The organism is Bacillus cereus group sp. BfR-BA-01355, from assembly GCF_022663675.1.
In the GTDB taxonomy this organism is placed as follows: Bacteria; Bacillota; Bacilli; order Bacillales; family Bacillaceae_G; genus Bacillus_A; species Bacillus_A thuringiensis_S.
The window spans coordinates 20070-38212 of sequence record NZ_JAKUFY010000037.1; the positions used below are offsets into that span (position 1 = coordinate 20070).

Genomic DNA, 18143 nt, shown 5'->3' on the forward strand with positions numbered 1-18143 from the left:
AAAGGAGGGATTTCATGCAGCTAGATACTTTTTTACATCATCTCCATTTCTCTATCGATGAAATTATGCCGAATCATGAGGTGGACTGGAAAGACGCACCGCTTCCTTATAAATTATATCGAAATGTACCTACCATCCCGCTCTCCTTAGAAATCCCATTATCTTTACCGAACTCTTCTACTACACCTACTTTAGATGAAATTGGTCACTACCTTTGGTATTCATTTGGTGTAACACAATTATGTCAGCTAAATAGCGAGAGAAATGTATTACGAAGATCTATTCCTTCAGGCGGCGCTTTATATCCGAATGAATTGTATATCTATTTAAAGATTGACGATTATCCAGACGGCATTTACCATTATGACGCCGCGCATCACCGGCTTATTTTACTTCGCGAAGGAAATTTCGATTCTTATTTAGCAGACGCACTCGGTAATCGCTGTAACATACAGTCTTGTTTCGGTGCTGCATTCGTATCTACTATGTTTTGGAAAAATTTCTTTAAATACAATAATTTTTCATATCGTCTTCAAGGATTAGATAGCGGGGTCCTTATTGGACAATTACTAGAAAGTGCAAAACAGTTTGGCTACACAAATGGCGTATATTTTCAATTTCTAGACCGGGCAATGAATCACTTAGTCGGATTGTCAGAAGGTGAAGAAAGTGTGTATGCCGTTATTCCTTTAAGTACAGAGCCAGAAACTAATTGGTTTCACAATGATTACCGTGAAAATAAAACAGTTACTTCTCATGAGTTGTTGCAACAAATTCCGCCGTTAGCACATGAACATTTCGTTCGCTCAAAACATGTAGGTGAATATCCGATGATAACAAAAATAAATGAAGCTTCTATGATCGAATCGACAGCACACTTCCAAACACTACATCATGAAGAGCACTATCAACATAATGCGTACGCTGTACAGCTACCAAAAGTAGAACGGTTATCGTATGATTTCCTACAACTTTGTAAAAAACGATATTCTCCTGATGCAGACTTTATTTTAACGAAATGGGATGCAGCTGAGCTCGCTACTTTACTACAAGAAGCGAGCCTCTCCTTCCCCTATTACAACGACCTTGATGGTAAGTATGTAAATGAAAATGCGCGCGTCTTCTTATATGGATGTTTTTATAACGTGAAAAATATTAAAAACGGGGCTTACGCTTATAACAGTAAAACACATTCCATACAACCAATTCGATATGGAGACCTTCGTTACCCTCTTCAGTCTAGTATGACGATGGATAACGTAAACCTTTTTCAAGTACCACTTTGCCTACATGTAGTCGGAAAGAAAGATTATTATACAAATGCATTAGGCTATAGAGGATATCGTATTCACCAAATGGAAGCTGGTATACTCGTTCATAAACTCGTTTTTGCAGCGACCGCGATGGGGATGGGCGGGCATCCATTACTTAGTTTTGATACAAATTCATGTGATCAATTGTACGGTATTGATGCTGGGAATGAAACGTCTCTTATTCAAATTCCTGTTGGGGCGTATCGAGCGCGGAATTGGTTAAAAGGGGCTTTGCATAATTAGAAGCACGCCGGTAGACGGCGTGCTTTTTTTAAAGGACTTAATTTATAAAAAGCGAAATGAGTATATATTCTTACATAAAAGGAGAATGTAACTTGAACATTTTACAACGATTAATTCAGCAAGCAAAAAACCCTCGCGGGACAATTGGTTCTTCCATGCTTTGTATTATGAACGCTGCACATATGAGACTAACAAATTGGGGATTACAAAAAATACATATACGTAAAGATGCAATTACTTTAGATATTGGTTGTGGCGGCGGCAAAACAATACATACTCTTTCAAAACGAATTCCATTTGGGAAAATATATGGAATTGATTATTCAGATCAAGCTGTTGAAAACTCAAAGAAAGCCAATATACAGGACGTAAAAAAAGGAAAAGTAATCATTCATCAGGCAAGTGTCTCCTCTATTCCTTACAATACAAACTTCTTCGATCTCATAACCGCTTTTCAAACACACTACTTTTGGCCCGATGTGGAACAAGATATAAAAGAAATATTTCGCGTCTTACAACCGAATGGATCTTTTTTATTAGTAGCTGAAACTTTCAAAATTCAATATCATATGGAGAAATGGAAAACGAATGAAGAATTAATAAACCTATTTTATAAAACAGGATTTACAAGTGTGGAATGCTATGAAGAAAGAGGTTGCCTTTGTGTAATAGGAATTAAGTAAAAAGCAGACCCTTTGAGGTCTGCTTTTTACTAGATTAACTTAAAAATACTCTTAATTTGTCTAGCAAATAACCAATTTTTCGTACCGTAGTTATCATTTAAACTATCTAAATTAATAGATTGTCCGTTAGCAAACTTTAATTCTAACGTTGTATTTTTGTCATTTGTTTTTAAATTACTATTTGTAATATCATCATACTTTAATTTTTCAATCTCAATATATTCGTCTTTTTCTTGTCCGATCACGACATGGTCTTGGAAGAAGAAAAACACTTCTACTTTTTTACCGAAACAAAATACATTTTTCGTATAAATTAATGTCGCGTTATCAAGTCCGACACATACTTCTTTCATTTCTTCCACAACGTGTCCAAAGTCTTCTTCATGTCTTGTATTTGATTCAACAATCCATTCTTCGATTGTTTTCATATTAATTGCCATACTGCGCCCCCTGGTTCGTTCATTGCTTCGTTAAAAAAATAAATACTATATGAAAATATAAGCGATTAGTAATATGTTTTCAAGGGGGAACGGTATATTCAAAATAAAGTGAAACTTTAATCAATAGGGGTCTTCATCCCCACTGATTATTAGTTGAACCAATCGGGCTTTTACGGGCAGTTGATCACCCACCTAACTTCTTTGCTTTCGCTGGATTTTGAGATGGGGGTCTTACTGTCCGCAAATAGCGGGATAAAGTTAAATTTCAAAGGAATATAAAAGGAACACCAACTTCATTAAATTTTAAACGTTTGAACGAGGCATTCTTCATCATCAATTAACTGCTCTCTCTCATCAAATTCAATGTTCAGTTTTTTATATACTTTCTTCCAAAACGACACTGCTGGTACATTTTTTACAAGTTCGATAACGAAATATTGTCCTCTTTTCTCTTCTAGTAAATTCTCAACAGCTTGTTTACCGATTCCTTTTCCTTTATATTGATTCAATATGAAAATATCATTAATACCAAAATCATTTTCCTTCTTCAAAAACGGACGTTCCAGTAGTAATAAGAATCCTACAATACTATGATCAACTTTTATAAAATACGGCGTGATTCCGTCATTTTTCCAAAACATATGCAAATCTTCGTATTCAAAAAATCCGTTCGCTCCGATAGTTATATTCATAGTGAACTTAGAAAGGTCATGAAGATATAAAGCGTACAAATTACGTAATATTTCTTTTTCTGATTCTTGAACTTTTTGAAGTGCTACAATCATAAAAAAACTCCCCTTCCACATATGTAACTATTTCCCGATCCTCTTCATTCGACAAAAATGATAATTCCCCTTTAACAAAAAAATAGCACTTTAAAAAGTGCTATTCTGCTCTCCTTGCCGCTTGCTGAATTGGATCCCAAACGCTGTTATATGGTGGTGCATAACTTAAATCGACATCTTCTAAATCATGAATGCTCATTTTATTGAAAAGTGCCATCGCGATCACATCAATACGTTTATCTACGCCTTCTTCTCCAATTACTTGCCCGCCCAATAATTGTTTCGTATCGGAGCGATATAGTAATTTCAAGTAAAGTGGTTTTGCATTTGGATAATAGCCCGCCATATTTGTAGAATCTACTTTGACCGTTTTATACGGAATGTGTAGCCCTTTTGCTTCTTTTTCATTTAAGCCTGTTCTTGCGAGCGTCAAATCCATAAATTTAATAATACCTGTGCCTAACGTACCTTTAAAAGCTCTTCGTTTATCAAGCATATTCAGTCCAGCAAGTCGCCCTTGCTTATTGGCAGTCGTTCCGAGCGGGATATGATCATGAATTTCCTTTATAACGTGGTAATGTGTTGCGCAATCACCGGCTGCATATACGTCTTGCACATTTGTTTGCATATATGCATTTACTTCGATTGCTCCTTTATGATTCTTACGTATATTTGTCCCTTCAAGAAAATCAGTATTTGGCTTCACTCCAACCGACACTAAAACAAGATCTGCTTTATACGTACCTTTATCCGTTTCGATTGCTTCTACTCGTTCATTTCCTTTAAATGCTTTTACATTTTCATTCGTTAAAATTTCAATATGATGCTTATCTGCTTCTTTATGTATGTACTCTGCCATATCTGCATCATAAATCGTACCGATATGATCATTTCGCTCAATCATTCTTACTTTCTTACCAAGTTCGACGAATGTTTCTGCCATCTCAAGTCCAATGGCACCACCGCCAATAATCGTTACATCTTCAACTTTATTCGTTTCTAGCGTTTTTAATATGCGCTCAGCATCAGGAATTGTTTTTAAAAGATGAACGCCTTGTAATTCCCGTCCTTCCCATTCTGGCATAACAGGACGCACTCCAGTCGCAATTAATAATCGATCATATGGAAATTCAAAGACATCCTTCGTCTTCGTATGCTCTGCGTACACCATTTTCTTTTCCGTATCTACTTTCGTTACTTCATGACGCACTTTCGCATCAATTCCATATTTCTCACGAAACGTCTTTACGTTGCGCGCGATTAACTTTTCAGTTGAAGCGATAGCACCACTAATGACATACGGTAATCCACACTGAGCGTATGAATAAATTTCACCTTTTTCTAAAGTTACAACATTTGCATTTTCATCGTTTCTAACAATTTGCATAGCTGCACTCATACCAGCTGCATCTCCGCCAATAATGACATAGTTCACTTTACCACTCCTTCTTTTTTACATACTCTTTACGTTTTCCATATTTTATAGAAATAACACCTACTTCCATTGTAAAGAAAGAGGATTTTATCTTCAAATTTGGTGCACAAACCTATGCCTGAATAGGTAGCCGTCGTGTCTCATAAACAACATGTTTAATATGCTATAACAGTTACTATTGAAAGTAGGTGAAATATATGTGCGCCGGCCTTCTCGCCCAGCTTCCAGATGAACCGCAAGAACCAAAAGAACCGAAACCCGCCCTCTCACTTGACCAAGAATTTTCCATTAATGCGACAATATACAGCGCTCGTGCCTGGTTATCTAACGATGATACGTTTGCGCAAGATATTTGGAAAGCTACCCAATTCGCTTCAGCATCACATGCTGGCAAGTCTATCTTTCCAGTCGGTTCAGTTAAAATTCTGAACTTCTCTGACGATACAATAACTGTTACTGCTTCACCAGAATCAGATCATGCGCTCAAAATAGTCGTACCCCCCCATTCCGAGGCAGCCCTAACATCTGGTCCTTTATCACATATACAAGCTAGTACATCAGGAGGATCAAGTAAAGTCACATTTCTCTTTCACATCTTTTTCTCAAGGGATCCTGGTTCAGATAAATAACCATAAAAAAGGTACAGTTATGCACTGTACCTTTTTCACATGTTTATTCTCTTGATTTGATGAGTTCAACATTATAAGTTTCAATATCTGTTAGCTTTCCTGTAAAATATGGATTTTCTCTATACCAAGATTGTTTTGAAAAATACGTTTGCATATCTTTCGTCTGAAAAATATGTCCATGCCTTGCATATATTTCATTTCTAGCAATTTTCAACTGTTCTTTCGATAAATATGCTAAATCTGTACTCGTTAATTTTCGAATATCACTATCTGGGAAAATGAAACCATTATATACATACGGAGTGGTAGATGGCGGAGTAACATTATAAACAACTGTTTTTTCTGTACTTTTCTTTTGAAATGGAAGATTATAAGACGGAAGTGCCGTTACCGTTTCTACCTTCGTCGTTTCCCTTCCATTTTCTCCATTTCGTTCTAAATAAATCGTCGTACTTCCATCAGTCGCTATAGGCCCCCATGTAATTTCTTCTCCTGCCAGTGCTGTAACTGGTTTTTGATTTACGTACAATGTTGCACCAGGCGCGTTCGTTTGAACTGTAATATATTGACCTTGCAACGTTAAATCTATCATTACGTTATTTTGGCTTTGTTTCATAAGTACAACCTTTTCCTCACGCGATAGTTTTACATAATCATTTTTATATTCTGATTGAAACACTTGATTGCCCGGAAGAAACGGCCCATATTGCTTCTCAAACTTTTTGTCATCTGTCTTATCAATTTCTTTTCCGTTCATTTTTAACGATACGCCTTTTTCATTTGTAAGCAAAGTGGTATAGTACGTCTTCACTTTCAATTTATACCGATCAAATATAAAGAAATACTTTCCGTCTTTCGTTAACGAAAAATCAGCTCTTTCTATTCCGTCCCGTTGTTTTTCACCTTGTCTCAAATATTCTTTTAATTCATTCACATACGATGGATTTTCTTTTATATATGAAAATAGAGGCGTTAAACTCTCTTTTGTTATCATAACCGATTGATCATCTGCCGTAATGATCTCAGCTAATTTCTCTCCGTCCCTCTCTTGTAAAATCGTAATCATCCGATCTACTTGTGCCACCTGCGTATAATACGATGATCCGTACAAATATAATCCAATAATCGCTATAACAAATAGTGCTAACAGTGTAATGCCAACCTTTGCACCACCGCTCATGTTCTTCTTTACTACAGGACTTCCCCTCTTCGTCCCGCAGTTTTGACAAAATTGCACACCATCTTCAAACTGAATTCCGCACTTTGTACATACATTCATCCAGTCAACCACCTTTTCATTAGAAGCCAGTTATTCCCTGTGTTAAGGCTTGAATTATCGTGCTAATGTAAGACCAAAGTACAATAAATGTTGCAATTCCAATTAAAACATTTGCAATAATAAGTGTGTACACGAGATCTAATCCGCCATTGTCTAGCTTTAATATGGCTACAGTTATACTAATCCCTATATAAGTTGCAGCTACCGATAATAATATCGGTAAGAAAAAGATTAATAAGAAACTAAAAAGAAAAGAAAGGACTAATATAGCAATAGCCGGCGTCGCTAGCGTTCCCCATATACCGAATACTTCAAGAAACGAAAAAGATGATTTCATCATCTTACCACTTACAAAAATAATAAATCCGACAAATAAAGTTAAAATTAATAAAAAGAAAAAGACCGTTATAGATTCTACAAAAAATGTGGGAGTAGATATATCTGGTGCAAATGTTCTCGTAACTGCTGATGCTGCACTCATCATTCTATAAAAAATACATGCTCCTAAAAAACAAATAAGAACAAGACTTACAATTCCATTTCTTACTTCAATCGTGCCGCTTTTCATAATCGCTGTCGGTGCTTGTAATGCATGTTTAAAAAATTGAAAATAGCCGCTCGCAAACCGCTTCGCTTGCTCTACCGTTTCATTTGGCCGAGTTTCCTTTACTTGTGCCGCGCGTGCTTGTTCCGGCCCTTCTTCTTGACCACTACTTGCCACTACTTCTTCCGTTAACGAATGTCCACAATTCCCGCAAAACTTTGCCTCTGCTGCATTTTCTGTATGACATGACGGACATTTCATTCTCTCATCCCTCCTTAAGCATATACCATATAGGGTGTTACAAATTCAATATATGACTTTGTACATAAAACATGACTACAAGAAAAAGATTCTGAAATCCTTCTTTCAAAAGAAATTATATATGCTAGCAATCTTGAAAAATAATGCTATTATGAAACAGAACAAATAACATTTTTAACAGATTGGATGAAAGACAATGGAATTGGTAAACTCAATTTTTCAAATACTCCTTACAAGCGTAATCCAATTATTTTCCTTAATTGGCGTTATCATTGTAATTGGATTTCTATTAGGTTATTTAGAATCACTAACACGAATGTATTGGTCGAGGGCTTTCGGAAGAAAAGGATTCCTTTTAACGGCGTGGATTGGTGTTCCGATCCACGAACTTGGACATGCCATTATGTGCGTACTGTTCCGTCATAAAATTGTAGCAACGCAGTTTTTCCCAACAGATACAAGTCAAGGAGCATTAGGTTACGTACAACATCAATACAATCAAAAAAGTGTGTATCAACGAATTGGGAATTTCTTCATCGGCATCGGGCCTATTATTTCTGGTATTACTGCATTAATCCTTTTAATGCGCTATTTCGTACCAGAATCATATTTTTTATTTAATACAACTCTCGAAAAAACGATCGCTTCTACTTCTATTAATGTAGAAATGATTCAAAACATGCTCTTGTCGACGTTTGTATTATTGAAAAGCTTATTTACAATCGGCAATTTATTGAATCCTTCCTTTTGGTTATTTTTATTTATCGCCATTTGTATTTCCGCACATATCGCTTTAAGTAAACCAGACATTAAAGGATCAATAGACGGAGTTATCGTCATGTTTATCGTTTTATTTTTATTCAACATCATAGCGGGACTGTTTCAATACGACAGTAACCAGCTAATTGGACAGGTTATGAAATATAATATGTATCTCATTGCGTTTTCTAGTGTAGCACTGCTTTTCTCTTGTCTTTCTACACTCGTTAGTTTTTCGTTTTATAAAATAAGAAGAGGGCGTTCTTTTTGAACGCCCTCTTCTTATTAATTATTCCCCTTATAATCACAATGCTCAACAGGCACACGAGCATGCCCTTCTTCATCGGTACACCATGACTGTGATTGGAATGCAAGAAAGATACCAATCCATTCTTCTTCCTTTTCAAAGTGAATGAGTATCCCTCCGTCTTGCCATATGCCATTATCACCTTTCCATTTCTCTACATTCCCTTGATTCATGTGAATATCATGTATACCGTTTCCTGGTTTGAAATGAAAATAGGAATCTGGTGTGTTTTCTTCTGGTCCCCATCTTTCACCAAACGCGTAAATAATCGCTTTTTCTTCTATCGCTCGCTTTATATAACGTTCTATTTTTTCGTTTAAATCATTATCTGCTCCTGCTTTTTCGGGAGGCAAAGGAATCATTTGTTTTGAATCAAATAGATTTCCTCTTACATAATCTAAAGCCACTTTCGGTTCATTGTTTTTTATTTCTGTAAAACCGAATGGTAATGTCGGTAAAATATGAATCGCTTCTGATTTAATATTGTTACTCGCAAAATATAAAACTTCTGACGGATAACTTTGCGATTTTACGTTAATTGCAATACGATAATCTACTCCTACTTCATCTTGTAAATGAACTTGATAATGAGGTGTTTTCCCTTTTCCAATCTTTGATTGTATAACCGTACCTTTTAACACACCGTAGTTTTTTAGGGGCATACATTTCATCTCCTATTCATTTAGTAGAAGCTATTCATATTTAAATCATTATCCACTCATAAAAAAAATCCTCCTATGTTAGGGGGATTTTTAATTTCTCAACATATACCAAACAATAACCTCTACCACTACAAGTAAAACCGCACCAAAGATCATTAACGTCGTCTTCTTTAATAGTTCATTTTCACGGTAAGGGATATTACATAAGTAAGCACCTAATGTAATCCGTGATGGACAAGCGATTGTCGCTACTGATGATGCGGTGTTTTGAAGTGTTGTGACATATTGCCACGGGAGTGCTACGTTTTGTGCGGTTTGCATTTGTAGTTTTATAAACATTGCATTTGATCCTGCGTTACTACCTGTTAAAAATCCACCAATAGCGCCAATAAACGGAGCAACAAAAACGAAAAAGGTTCCAAATGTTTCACCAGCTGTTTTTGCAAGTAATGAATGCATGCCAGATGCACCCATTAGTTCTGAAATGGCGATAAACATTGTCGTCGTAATAGCAAATGGAATCCATTGTTTGATCGTTTGTGAGAATGATTGTTTAATAATATTAGACGGGATGCGGAAGAAAATAATAGTAAATAAGCAAGTCATACCGAGCCAAAATCCTGGTGAATATAGTAACTCTAGTTTATAAGAGTATGATTTCAAATCAAGAACCGCATATGATCTGAACAAATCATGTAATGCTGGAACGAGGCGAGAAAGTAAAATACAAACTGTTAGAAATATATAAGGGCTAATAATTTTTATAATGGATACTTCTCTCTCCGTTGCAGCGGCATGTTCTGCTATAAGATTTTGCCCACTTTTTCCTTTTAATTTAATGATAAGAAAGCCAAATGTAATCGTAACGATAGAACTTAATATCCCGGCTAGTTCAACACTTACGTACGCATTAGAAAGATATATTCCGAGAGAAAATAATAGAAAGAACCCTACTCCTTCTTTCCACTTTTCTATAACCGCTAGCCAGCCGCCAACAACGTGTAAAGAAAGAATAACGAAGTAAGCAAACATCGGAATACTTAATAGCGCTGTATTTGTACCAAGTGTTGTAAGAGGCATATTTATTAGCTGCGAACCGATAATCGTACCCGTTGCCATTGCGCCCCATGAACTAGCTAGTAAGCCGATGAATGAGAGCAGTACAGCTTGAAATGGTTTATAGCCTAGCGAAAGAAAAATAGGTGCTGCAACCATGAATCCAATACCAAATCCACTTACTGATTCAATAAGCGGACAAATGCCAAAACACATAAGCAGCATTTGTAATAAGCGATCATGTGTGATTTCTTCTAAAAAACGTGCTACTTGATCGATGTATCCCATTTTGTTCATGAGGTGAAATAAAAAAATACCGAAAAATAAAACGTACCCGACAATAAAACAAATTAACCATCCTTTAATCGTTGCGTGCACAGTTTCACTTATCCCTAATCGAAACGTTGGCGAGAGTAAAACGATTCCGACAGACACTGCATAAGAAATTAACGAGGACCTTAATGACGTTTGTTTAAATAAAAATAAACAAATGAAAATCATCATAATTGGGATAAGTGCCAACAATATGGCCATGTTATCATCTCATTTCGTTTAAAATACAATTTTTAACTATTATATAACAGATGACATAATTTTCAATTATTTTTACAACAGATTCAAAAAAGGGGCCAAACGGCTCCTTTTCATTCACCCCATTTTCTATTATTCTGAAAAACTGTCTGCTGCCCAATTATTTTTTCTAACACAACAAACACAATGTAAGTACATATTGCTTGCAATACAATATTCCCAAATTTCATTAATGTAAATGAATGAATCCGTAGAAATAATTCGTTTAATAATACAATCGAAACGATACTAAATAATTCTATACTAATCGAAAATAGACATATTTCTAAAATAGACTGTTCTTGAATGCGATTTAAGTTGGAAAAGATAAATACATATCCTAAAAATAGAGCCATCAACTCTATTTTCGCCATGCTAATGAGCCAAGCGTATAGTGGTATAGTTAAAAGAAGATACAGTAATTTGCGTCTTAGCATGCCTTCTCACCTCTGAATTAAATGTATTTTCTGTATATTTTAACATTTATTACGCAAAACAAAAAGAAGAGACTTACGCCTCTTCTTTTTGTTTTGTTGCATATATTAATTCACATATTTCTTCTCGTTTTTCATTTTCTAAAAGCTCAATGATCTTACTTCCAACAACAACTCCGTCACATATTGTAACCATTTCTTCTACATGTTCTTTTGTTGAAATACCGAATCCTGCGACTACTGGTAAGTTGACGTGTGATTTTACTTTTTCTAAGTAACTACGAATCTCCTCTTTAAAGTTTTGACGTACTCCCGTTACGCCCGCTACTGTAACAGCGTAGACGAATCCTTCTGATTCACTCGTAATTTTTTCGATTCGCTCAATTGGGCTCGTTACGGTAACGAGTGGAATTAGCGCAATGTTTGCCTCTCGAAGTAACGGCGCAATAATATTTTGTTCTTCATATGGTAAGTCTGGAATGATGATGCCGTCTACACCTGCTTCTATGCAGTTTTCGATGAATCGTTCTTTTCCAAATGCGAGTACTGGATTTAAATATGTCATGAGTACAAACGGAATTTGCACTTCTTCCCTTACCTCTATTAATGCTTGAAAAATTCCTTTTACTGTTATACCGCTATCTAGCGCTCGCTTCCCTGCTCTTTGAATCGTTGGGCCATCTGCAACTGGATCTGAAAACGGGATACCAATTTCAACGATGCTTGCTCCTGCTTCGTCTAGAAAACGAATTCTTTCTTTTAATTTCTCAAGTCCACCATCTCCGCCCATTACGTACGGAATAAATGCTTTCTTACCATTTTCAAACGCTGCTTTAATTTTTTCTACTCCCATTTTTCACACCTCTTCCATATAACGTTTTATACTCTCTACATCTTTATCACCGCGGCCTGATAAGCAAATGACAAGTCCTTCGTCTTTCTTCATTTGCGGCGCTAATTTTAATGCATATGCGACAGCATGTGAGCTTTCTAAAGCCGGAATAATTCCTTCTTTTTTCGTTAATAATTGAAATGCTTCTAACGCTTCATCATCAGTAATTGAATGATAAGAAACGCGGCCAATATCTTTTAGCAAGCTATGTTCTGGACCAACACCTGGATAATCGAGTCCTGCTGAAATAGAGTGCGCTTCTTGAATTTGCCCTTCTTCGTTTTGCAGAAGATACATCATTGATCCGTGTAAAACACCGACGCTTCCTTTCGTTAAAGTTGCTGCATGCTTTTCTGTATGAACGCCTTTCCCTGCTGCTTCTACGCCGTAAAGAGCGACCTCTTCATCGTGTACGAACGGATAAAACATGCCCATCGCATTACTACCACCGCCAATACAAGCAACGACTGCTTCTGGTAACTTTCCTTCTAACGCCTCATATTGTTTTTTCGTTTCATTTCCAATTACACTTTGGAAATCACGGACAATTTGCGGGAATGGATGTGGCCCGAGAACGGATCCCATAATGTAGTGTGTATCGTGCACGTGTGAAACCCAGTAGCGAAGCGCCTCGTTCACTGCATCTTTTAATGTGCCGCTACCTGCCGCTACACTTTCTACTTTCGCTCCGAGTAATTCCATTCGGAACACATTTAATTTTTGACGTCTCACATCTTCCTCTCCCATAAAGATGACGCATTCTAATCCGAGTAGGGCACATACAGTAGCAGTTGCCACTCCGTGTTGTCCTGCTCCTGTTTCAGCGACAACTTTTTTCTTGCCCATTCGTACTGCAAGTAGTGCCTGACCGATTGTATTGTTAATTTTATGAGCTCCTGTATGGTTCAAATCTTCACGTTTTAAATAAATCTTTGCACCACCGCAATACTTCGTCATATTTTCAGCGAAATAAAGCGGTGTTTCCCTTCCAACGTACGTTTTTAAATAATGATTTAATTCCTTTTGAAACGCTTCATCTTGCATCGCTTCTTTATATGCTTCTTCTAGTTCTAATACAGATTGCATTAACGTTTCTGGAACGTATCGTCCTCCGTATATACCGTAGTGACCTTTTTCATCTGGATATGCGTAGTTCATTTGGAACACTCCTTCGATTTTATAATAAATTGTTTTATTTTCTTTAGATCTTTCTTTCCTTCTGTCTCTACTCCGCTACTTACATCGACCATATATGGCCGAACAGTTCGAATTGCTTCTTCTATGTTAAGGATGTTTAATCCACCAGCTAATATCGTTTTCTTTCGCAACTCTTTTGGCATATGCTCAAGTAATTCCCATGAAAATGTCTTTCCATTTCCTCCATGAAACTTTTCTTTCGGGCTATCAAACAATATATAATCCGTTTCATATGCTTGAGCGCTTTTCATATCACTCTCTGAAGTTACTCCTAGTGATTTTATAGACGGAATATTCAATCTTCTAATTTGATGATTCTCTTCATCCCCATGTAGTTGCACATGCGTTAACCCGCACTCATCTGCAATCTTCTGAATCACTTCAACTGATTCATTTACGAAAACCCCGATTTTTAATACGTGTGCTGGAAGCTCCCCAATAATTTCTTTCGCTAGCCCCAGAGTAATTTTCCGCTTACTTTCTGCAAAAACAAATCCGATTGCATCTGCTCCGTATTCGCAAGCACATTTTGCTGTTTCAACATCAGTAATACCACAAATTTTCACTTTCATATATTCACCTTACAATCTTCAAAAAAGCTACTAATAGAAGATGATGTCATAAGTGCCTCTCCAACTAATACACCTTTTGCTCCAGCTCTTTTAACGCGGGTAATATCTTCTTTTGAATGAATGCCACTTTCACTAATCCAAAGTAATTTCTCCTCATTCAATCGTTTTCCTAACTTTTCAGTTTGGCTTAAATCTACTTCGAACGTTTTTAAATTACGATTATTAATGCCAATAACATGTGGATTTAGTTGGATCGCAGTTTCTAATTCCTGTTCATCATGAACTTCAACAATCGCTTCCAATCCTTTTTCTAACACGTAGCTATACAACTCTTTTAACTTTTCTTTCGTTAACGCTGCTACGATTAGTAAAATAATATCTGCTCCCGTTTCATACGCTCTATCGATTTGAATCTTATCGATTATGAAATCTTTACATAAAAGCGGAATGTTACTTTCTTCTCTTGCTGTTTGTAAATCGTGAAACGATCCTTTAAAAAATTGACCATCTGTTAAAACAGATACTGCTCCTGCCCCGCAGTCTTCATATGTTCCCACTTGTTTTCGTACGTCAACGTGTAAATTGATATCTCCTTTTGATGGTGATGCTCGCTTTACTTCTGCAATGACAATAAACTGCTGTAACGCTTCTACAAGTGAATGTGTCTTTCTTTTTGTTTTGACTGGTGTATACGTTTCATATAACTCCGCAACTTCCTTTTTCTTCTGTTCTACAATTTTATCTAAAATCGTCCCCACTTTAGTTCACCCTTTCTAATTTTTCGTTGCTTGCTGCAATTAATAAGTTTAATTTGGTTAATGCTTTTCCAGAGTCAATGCTATGTGTTGCTAGTTTAATTCCTTCTTCAATCGTTTCTGTTTTTCCATTTGCAAAAAGGGCTAGACCTGCATTTAATAACACTGTATCGCGGTAAACACTCTTTTCTCCACTCAATACGCCGACTGTAATCTTTGCATTTTCTTGTGAATTCCCCCCTCTAATTTCTTCATTTTTCACTCTTGAAAAACCATAATTTTCTGGATCAATATTCATTTCTACTATTTCATTATCTTTTAAAAGGACTACTTGATTTTCCCCTTGTAATGACGCTTCATCTAAAAAACCACTTCCATTTACGACAAGCGCTTGTTTCCGGCCTAACTTTTGTAATACTTGTGCAACTGGTAATAACATATCTCGTTTATAAATACCGACAAATTGTGTTTCTAAATTCACTGGATTTGTTAAAGGACCAATTAAATTAAAGATTGTCGGCACGTTTAACTCTTTTCTTATTTTCATAATGCGCCTTAGTGCTGGATGCATTGCTGGTGCAAATAAGAAGGCAATGCCCACATGCTCTAGTAAATAATCAATCTCGTTTGGCGTACTACTAATATTTACACCTAGTTCTTCTAATAAGTCTGCACTTCCTGTTTTACTAGAAACGGCACGATTACCATGTTTTGCAACCTTTACACCTGCTCCTGCCAGTACGAATGCTGATGTTGTGCTAATATTAAACGTTTGAGCACCGTCACCACCCGTCCCGCAATTGTCCATTGCTCCTTGTATATGGTTCGAAAACGGCAATGCCTTTTCGCGAAGAGCTCGAACGAGACCGTATATTTCTTCTGCAGTTTCACCTTTCGCTTTCAGTAAGACTAAGAAAGCTGCAATTTCACTTTCTAATATGTTTTCACTTAATAAAAGTAGTCCTGCTTTATACATTTCCTCTTCTGTTAAATGTTGACCCTCCACTAATTTACGAAGATAGTTATTCATACTCTTTCCTCCTCTTTTACTTCTGTTAAAAAGGCACGTATTAACTTTCCGCCTTCTTCTGTTGCGATTGATTCCGGATGAAACTGTAATCCGAAGAGCGGATAATAATTGTGACGAACTGCCATAATTTCTCCATCGTCCATCGCTGTCGCTAGTATGTCAAAACAATCTGGCAAGCTCGTTTGCTCTGCAACAAGGGAATGGTAGCGCATCGCTGTTAACGGCTGTGTAACGTATGAAAAGATTGACGTTCCGTTATGTTTCACAAGTGATGTTTTCCCATGTTTAATACGCTCCGCTCGAACAATTCCTCCTCCAAATGCTGATATAATCGCCTGATGACCAAGGCAAATACCTAATATGGGAACGTTCTTATAAAAATGACGAATCACTTCGATACAAATACCAGCATCCTCTGGTTTTCCTGGTCCTGGTGAAAGCACAATTCCTGTTGGATTCATCTCTTCTAGCTGTTCTATCGTTATTTGATCATTTCTTACGACTACAATATCTTCTTCGTATTCACCTAACAGTTGATACAAGTTATAAGTAAATGAATCATAATTATCAATTAGTACAATCATTTCATTACCTCCAATAGCGCTCTCGCTTTATTTAATGTTTCTTCATATTCAGCTACTGGATCTGAATCGTAAACGACTCCTGCTCCGGCCTGAACGTATGCTTTTTCATCCTTTACGACCATCGTTCGAATGGCAAGTGCCATATCAAGATTCCCTGAAAAACTAACGTATCCAACTGCTCCGGCGTATACGTTTCTTTTTTCATTCTCTAGCTCATTTATAATTTCCATCGCTCTAATTTTCGGAGCCCCAGAAACTGTCCCTGCTGGTAAGCAATACGCTAACGCATCAAATCCGCTCGTTTGTTTTCGCAATGTTCCGTAAACTTCAGATACAATGTGCATAACGTGAGAATATTTTTCTACTTTCATATATTTATCTATCGTCACGGATCCAATTTCACTCACTCTGCCAATATCATTTCGCCCAAGATCTACAAGCATCATATGCTCCGCTCGTTCTTTCTCATCTTCTAACAGTTCTTTTTCAATTTCCTCATCTTCCCTCTTCGTTTTCCCCCTCGGCCTCGTACCAGCAATTGGATTCGTCATCACTTTATTCTCCCTTACTGATAGCAAACTTTCCGGTGAAGAACCGAGTACAACATAATCTTGAAAATCGATATAGAACATATATGGTGATGGATTTGCAATTCGAAGTTTTCGGTATAACGCGAATGGATCACCAATACATTCACTTTGCAAACGCTGTGACAGTACGACTTGGAATATGTCCCCAGCTCTTATATGTTCTTTCGCCATTTCTACCATCTCACAAAACTCTTTTTCCGTTATAGAAGAAGTGAATGATAATGTGGATTGTATTGCATTTACTTCAGCTTCTTCTCCTTGTAGCACTTCCTCTTTGTATACTCGTAGCCTTTCGTATACTTCCTCATAATCTGCTGAATCATCTTCCCTGCATACATATACAAACGACAACTTTTGGCGTAAATGATCGTAAACGATAAACTCACGATATAGTAAAAGGTGTACTTCCGGAATATTTAATGGGTCGTGTAAATCCGCTCCAATGTTTTCATACTGCCGAATGACATCATATCCAATATAACCAACTGCTCCTCCACAAAATGGAAATGGGCTATCTACTTGTGATGATGCGATTACTTCTTCTAACACTTGTAGTACGTTACCTTTTAACTTTTCTGTTTGCCCATATATCATTCTTTCTACTTCCGTACCAACGCTTGTCACCTCTCCATAAGGATTACATCCTAAGTAAGAATAACGCCCTTTATCTTGATGAAGCTGTGAACTTTCTAATAAAAATTTCTTCTTCCCTTTCATACGTCTATATAAAGAAATTGGCGTAATGCTATCTCCTTCTTCTTCAGTGATTACTAAAAATGTCTTTCTCTCTCTTTTTTGTTTTATAAATTCTTCTTTCGTCATCATGTCCTTCACCTCACTCTGAAAAATAAAAAAGTCCCCTACATATCGAAAATATGTAGAGGACGATAAATATACCGCGGTACCACCTCGTGTTGGATGCAAAAGCATCCCGCTTTGTTCAGGTACAAAATTTATACCTTATCCTTGTAACGGCGGAACCCGGGTTGCCTACTGAAAATAATTGTTCAGCATACCTCTCGTAAGCCCATTCCGTATATGGCACCGTACCGGGCTCCCACCTATTCCCGGCTCTCTGTAACGTCTCCAATATACGTACTCTTCTTACTTAAACGATTTCATT

General features: G+C 36.8%; 19 protein-coding genes and 1 other annotated feature. Of the genes, 4 read left to right on the top strand and 15 right to left on the bottom strand.

Features of this window, described 5'->3' with window-relative positions:
* The first annotated feature begins 14 nt into the window (after positions 1–14).
* The gene (locus tag MR167_RS14590; protein WP_242314891.1) at positions 15–1556 is read left to right on the top strand and encodes a SagB family peptide dehydrogenase; all 1542 of its coding nucleotides are present in this window, start codon (positions 15–17) and stop codon (positions 1554–1556) included.
* Between the two features lie 92 nt (positions 1557–1648).
* Positions 1649–2239: a class I SAM-dependent methyltransferase gene (locus MR167_RS14595; RefSeq protein ID WP_199669553.1), complete on the top strand. Its 591-nt coding sequence runs from the start codon at positions 1649–1651 to the stop codon at positions 2237–2239.
* Between the two features lie 29 nt (positions 2240–2268).
* Here the strand turns inward: MR167_RS14595 and MR167_RS14600 are convergent, their stop codons facing one another.
* From MR167_RS14600 to MR167_RS14610, 3 genes are all read right to left on the bottom strand, one after another.
* Entirely contained in the window at positions 2269–2679 is a 411-nt protein-coding gene (locus MR167_RS14600) for a DUF3908 family protein (protein ID WP_000996808.1), read from the bottom strand.
* 296 nt (positions 2680–2975) lie between these two features.
* Positions 2976–3464 (bottom strand): GNAT family N-acetyltransferase, encoded by a 489-nt coding sequence (locus MR167_RS14605; protein WP_064532952.1) that lies wholly within the window; start codon positions 3462–3464, stop codon positions 2976–2978.
* Positions 3465–3564: 100 nt separating this feature from the next.
* A complete protein-coding gene (locus tag MR167_RS14610) occupies positions 3565–4899 on the bottom strand; it encodes a CoA-disulfide reductase (protein ID WP_001110229.1) in 1335 nt (444 codons plus the stop codon).
* Positions 4900–5096: 197 nt separating this feature from the next.
* Here MR167_RS14610 and MR167_RS14615 point away from each other — a divergent pair, with 197 nt between their 5' ends.
* On the top strand, positions 5097–5528 hold the full coding sequence (locus MR167_RS14615; RefSeq protein WP_000332402.1) for a hypothetical protein: 432 nt from the start codon (positions 5097–5099) through the stop codon (positions 5526–5528).
* A 43-nt stretch (positions 5529–5571) separates the two neighbouring features.
* Here the strand turns inward: MR167_RS14615 and MR167_RS14620 are convergent, their stop codons facing one another.
* Together MR167_RS14620 and MR167_RS14625 are read right to left on the bottom strand one after the other, a co-directional pair.
* A complete protein-coding gene (locus tag MR167_RS14620; RefSeq protein ID WP_001099914.1) occupies positions 5572–6807 on the bottom strand; it encodes a TcaA 3rd/4th domain-containing protein in 1236 nt (411 codons plus the stop codon).
* Between the two features lie 19 nt (positions 6808–6826).
* Complete coding sequence (locus MR167_RS14625) at positions 6827–7612, bottom strand: zinc ribbon domain-containing protein (protein ID WP_000650096.1); 786 nt, start codon at positions 7610–7612, stop codon at positions 6827–6829.
* 196 nt (positions 7613–7808) lie between these two features.
* Between MR167_RS14625 and MR167_RS14630 the strand changes: the two genes are divergently transcribed.
* On the top strand, positions 7809–8642 hold the full coding sequence (locus MR167_RS14630; RefSeq protein WP_000424512.1) for a hypothetical protein: 834 nt from the start codon (positions 7809–7811) through the stop codon (positions 8640–8642).
* Between the two features lie 14 nt (positions 8643–8656).
* On the opposite strand, the gene MR167_RS14635 is transcribed toward MR167_RS14630, so the two are convergent.
* The 10 genes from MR167_RS14635 to trpE form a co-directional block, all read right to left on the bottom strand.
* Positions 8657–9340, bottom strand: coding sequence for a DUF2278 family protein (locus tag MR167_RS14635; protein WP_001128581.1), 684 nt, complete (start codon positions 9338–9340; stop codon positions 8657–8659).
* A gap of 90 nt (positions 9341–9430) precedes the next feature.
* Positions 9431–10930 carry an L-lactate permease gene (locus tag MR167_RS14640; protein ID WP_242314892.1) on the bottom strand — a complete coding sequence of 500 codons (1500 nt, stop codon included), beginning with the start codon at positions 10928–10930 and terminating at the stop codon, positions 9431–9433.
* A 110-nt stretch (positions 10931–11040) separates the two neighbouring features.
* On the bottom strand, positions 11041–11403 hold the full coding sequence (locus MR167_RS14645; protein WP_000946134.1) for a DUF4029 domain-containing protein: 363 nt from the start codon (positions 11401–11403) through the stop codon (positions 11041–11043).
* Positions 11404–11476: 73 nt separating this feature from the next.
* Positions 11477–12253, bottom strand: a complete 777-nt coding sequence (trpA, locus tag MR167_RS14650) for a tryptophan synthase subunit alpha (RefSeq protein ID WP_000537822.1) — start codon at positions 12251–12253, stop codon at positions 11477–11479.
* Positions 12254–12256: 3 nt separating this feature from the next.
* Positions 12257–13450, bottom strand: coding sequence for a tryptophan synthase subunit beta (trpB, locus tag MR167_RS14655; protein ID WP_001105026.1), 1194 nt, complete (start codon positions 13448–13450; stop codon positions 12257–12259).
* Complete coding sequence (locus MR167_RS14660; RefSeq protein WP_000865127.1) at positions 13447–14061, bottom strand: phosphoribosylanthranilate isomerase; 615 nt, start codon at positions 14059–14061, stop codon at positions 13447–13449. The genes trpB and MR167_RS14660 overlap by 4 nt, the downstream gene beginning before the upstream one ends.
* On the bottom strand, positions 14058–14819 hold the full coding sequence (gene trpC, locus MR167_RS14665) for an indole-3-glycerol phosphate synthase TrpC (protein WP_242314893.1): 762 nt from the start codon (positions 14817–14819) through the stop codon (positions 14058–14060). Before trpC ends, MR167_RS14660 begins: the two co-directional genes overlap by 4 nt.
* A 1-nt stretch (position 14820) precedes the next feature.
* Positions 14821–15846: an anthranilate phosphoribosyltransferase gene (gene trpD / locus MR167_RS14670; protein WP_001067363.1), complete on the bottom strand. Its 1026-nt coding sequence runs from the start codon at positions 15844–15846 to the stop codon at positions 14821–14823.
* Positions 15843–16430: an aminodeoxychorismate/anthranilate synthase component II gene (locus tag MR167_RS14675; protein WP_242314894.1), complete on the bottom strand. Its 588-nt coding sequence runs from the start codon at positions 16428–16430 to the stop codon at positions 15843–15845. Before MR167_RS14675 ends, trpD begins: the two co-directional genes overlap by 4 nt.
* A complete protein-coding gene (gene trpE / locus MR167_RS14680) occupies positions 16427–17845 on the bottom strand; it encodes an anthranilate synthase component I (protein ID WP_002083083.1) in 1419 nt (472 codons plus the stop codon). The genes MR167_RS14675 and trpE overlap by 4 nt, the downstream gene beginning before the upstream one ends.
* 52 nt (positions 17846–17897) lie before the next feature.
* Positions 17898–18142 (bottom strand) — a binding site (T-box leader).
* Position 18143: the final 1 nt, after the last annotated feature.

What these genes read in the sequence shown, in the direction of transcription:
- MR167_RS14630 (WP_000424512.1), top strand. Translation starts at nt 7,809, where the DNA reads ATGGAATTGGTAAACTCAATTTTTCAAATACTCCTTACAAGCGTAATC.
- trpA (WP_000537822.1), bottom strand. Translation starts at nt 12,253, where the DNA reads ATGGGAGTAGAAAAAATTAAAGCAGCGTTTGAAAATGGTAAGAAAGCA.
- MR167_RS14645 (WP_000946134.1), bottom strand. Translation starts at nt 11,403, where the DNA reads ATGCTAAGACGCAAATTACTGTATCTTCTTTTAACTATACCACTATAC.
- MR167_RS14605 (WP_064532952.1), bottom strand. Translation starts at nt 3,464, where the DNA reads ATGATTGTAGCACTTCAAAAAGTTCAAGAATCAGAAAAAGAAATATTA.
- MR167_RS14600 (WP_000996808.1), bottom strand. Translation starts at nt 2,679, where the DNA reads ATGGCAATTAATATGAAAACAATCGAAGAATGGATTGTTGAATCAAAT.
- MR167_RS14615 (WP_000332402.1), top strand. Translation starts at nt 5,097, where the DNA reads ATGTGCGCCGGCCTTCTCGCCCAGCTTCCAGATGAACCGCAAGAACCA.
- MR167_RS14660 (WP_000865127.1), bottom strand. Translation starts at nt 14,061, where the DNA reads ATGAAAGTGAAAATTTGTGGTATTACTGATGTTGAAACAGCAAAATGT.
- trpD (WP_001067363.1), bottom strand. Translation starts at nt 15,846, where the DNA reads ATGAATAACTATCTTCGTAAATTAGTGGAGGGTCAACATTTAACAGAA.
- MR167_RS14675 (WP_242314894.1), bottom strand. Translation starts at nt 16,430, where the DNA reads ATGATTGTACTAATTGATAATTATGATTCATTTACTTATAACTTGTAT.
- MR167_RS14590 (WP_242314891.1), top strand. Translation starts at nt 15, where the DNA reads ATGCAGCTAGATACTTTTTTACATCATCTCCATTTCTCTATCGATGAA.
- MR167_RS14620 (WP_001099914.1), bottom strand. Translation starts at nt 6,807, where the DNA reads ATGAATGTATGTACAAAGTGCGGAATTCAGTTTGAAGATGGTGTGCAA.
- MR167_RS14625 (WP_000650096.1), bottom strand. Translation starts at nt 7,612, where the DNA reads ATGAAATGTCCGTCATGTCATACAGAAAATGCAGCAGAGGCAAAGTTT.
- MR167_RS14635 (WP_001128581.1), bottom strand. Translation starts at nt 9,340, where the DNA reads ATGCCCCTAAAAAACTACGGTGTGTTAAAAGGTACGGTTATACAATCA.
- trpB (WP_001105026.1), bottom strand. Translation starts at nt 13,450, where the DNA reads ATGAACTACGCATATCCAGATGAAAAAGGTCACTACGGTATATACGGA.
- MR167_RS14640 (WP_242314892.1), bottom strand. Translation starts at nt 10,930, where the DNA reads ATGGCCATATTGTTGGCACTTATCCCAATTATGATGATTTTCATTTGT.
- trpE (WP_002083083.1), bottom strand. Translation starts at nt 17,845, where the DNA reads ATGATGACGAAAGAAGAATTTATAAAACAAAAAAGAGAGAGAAAGACA.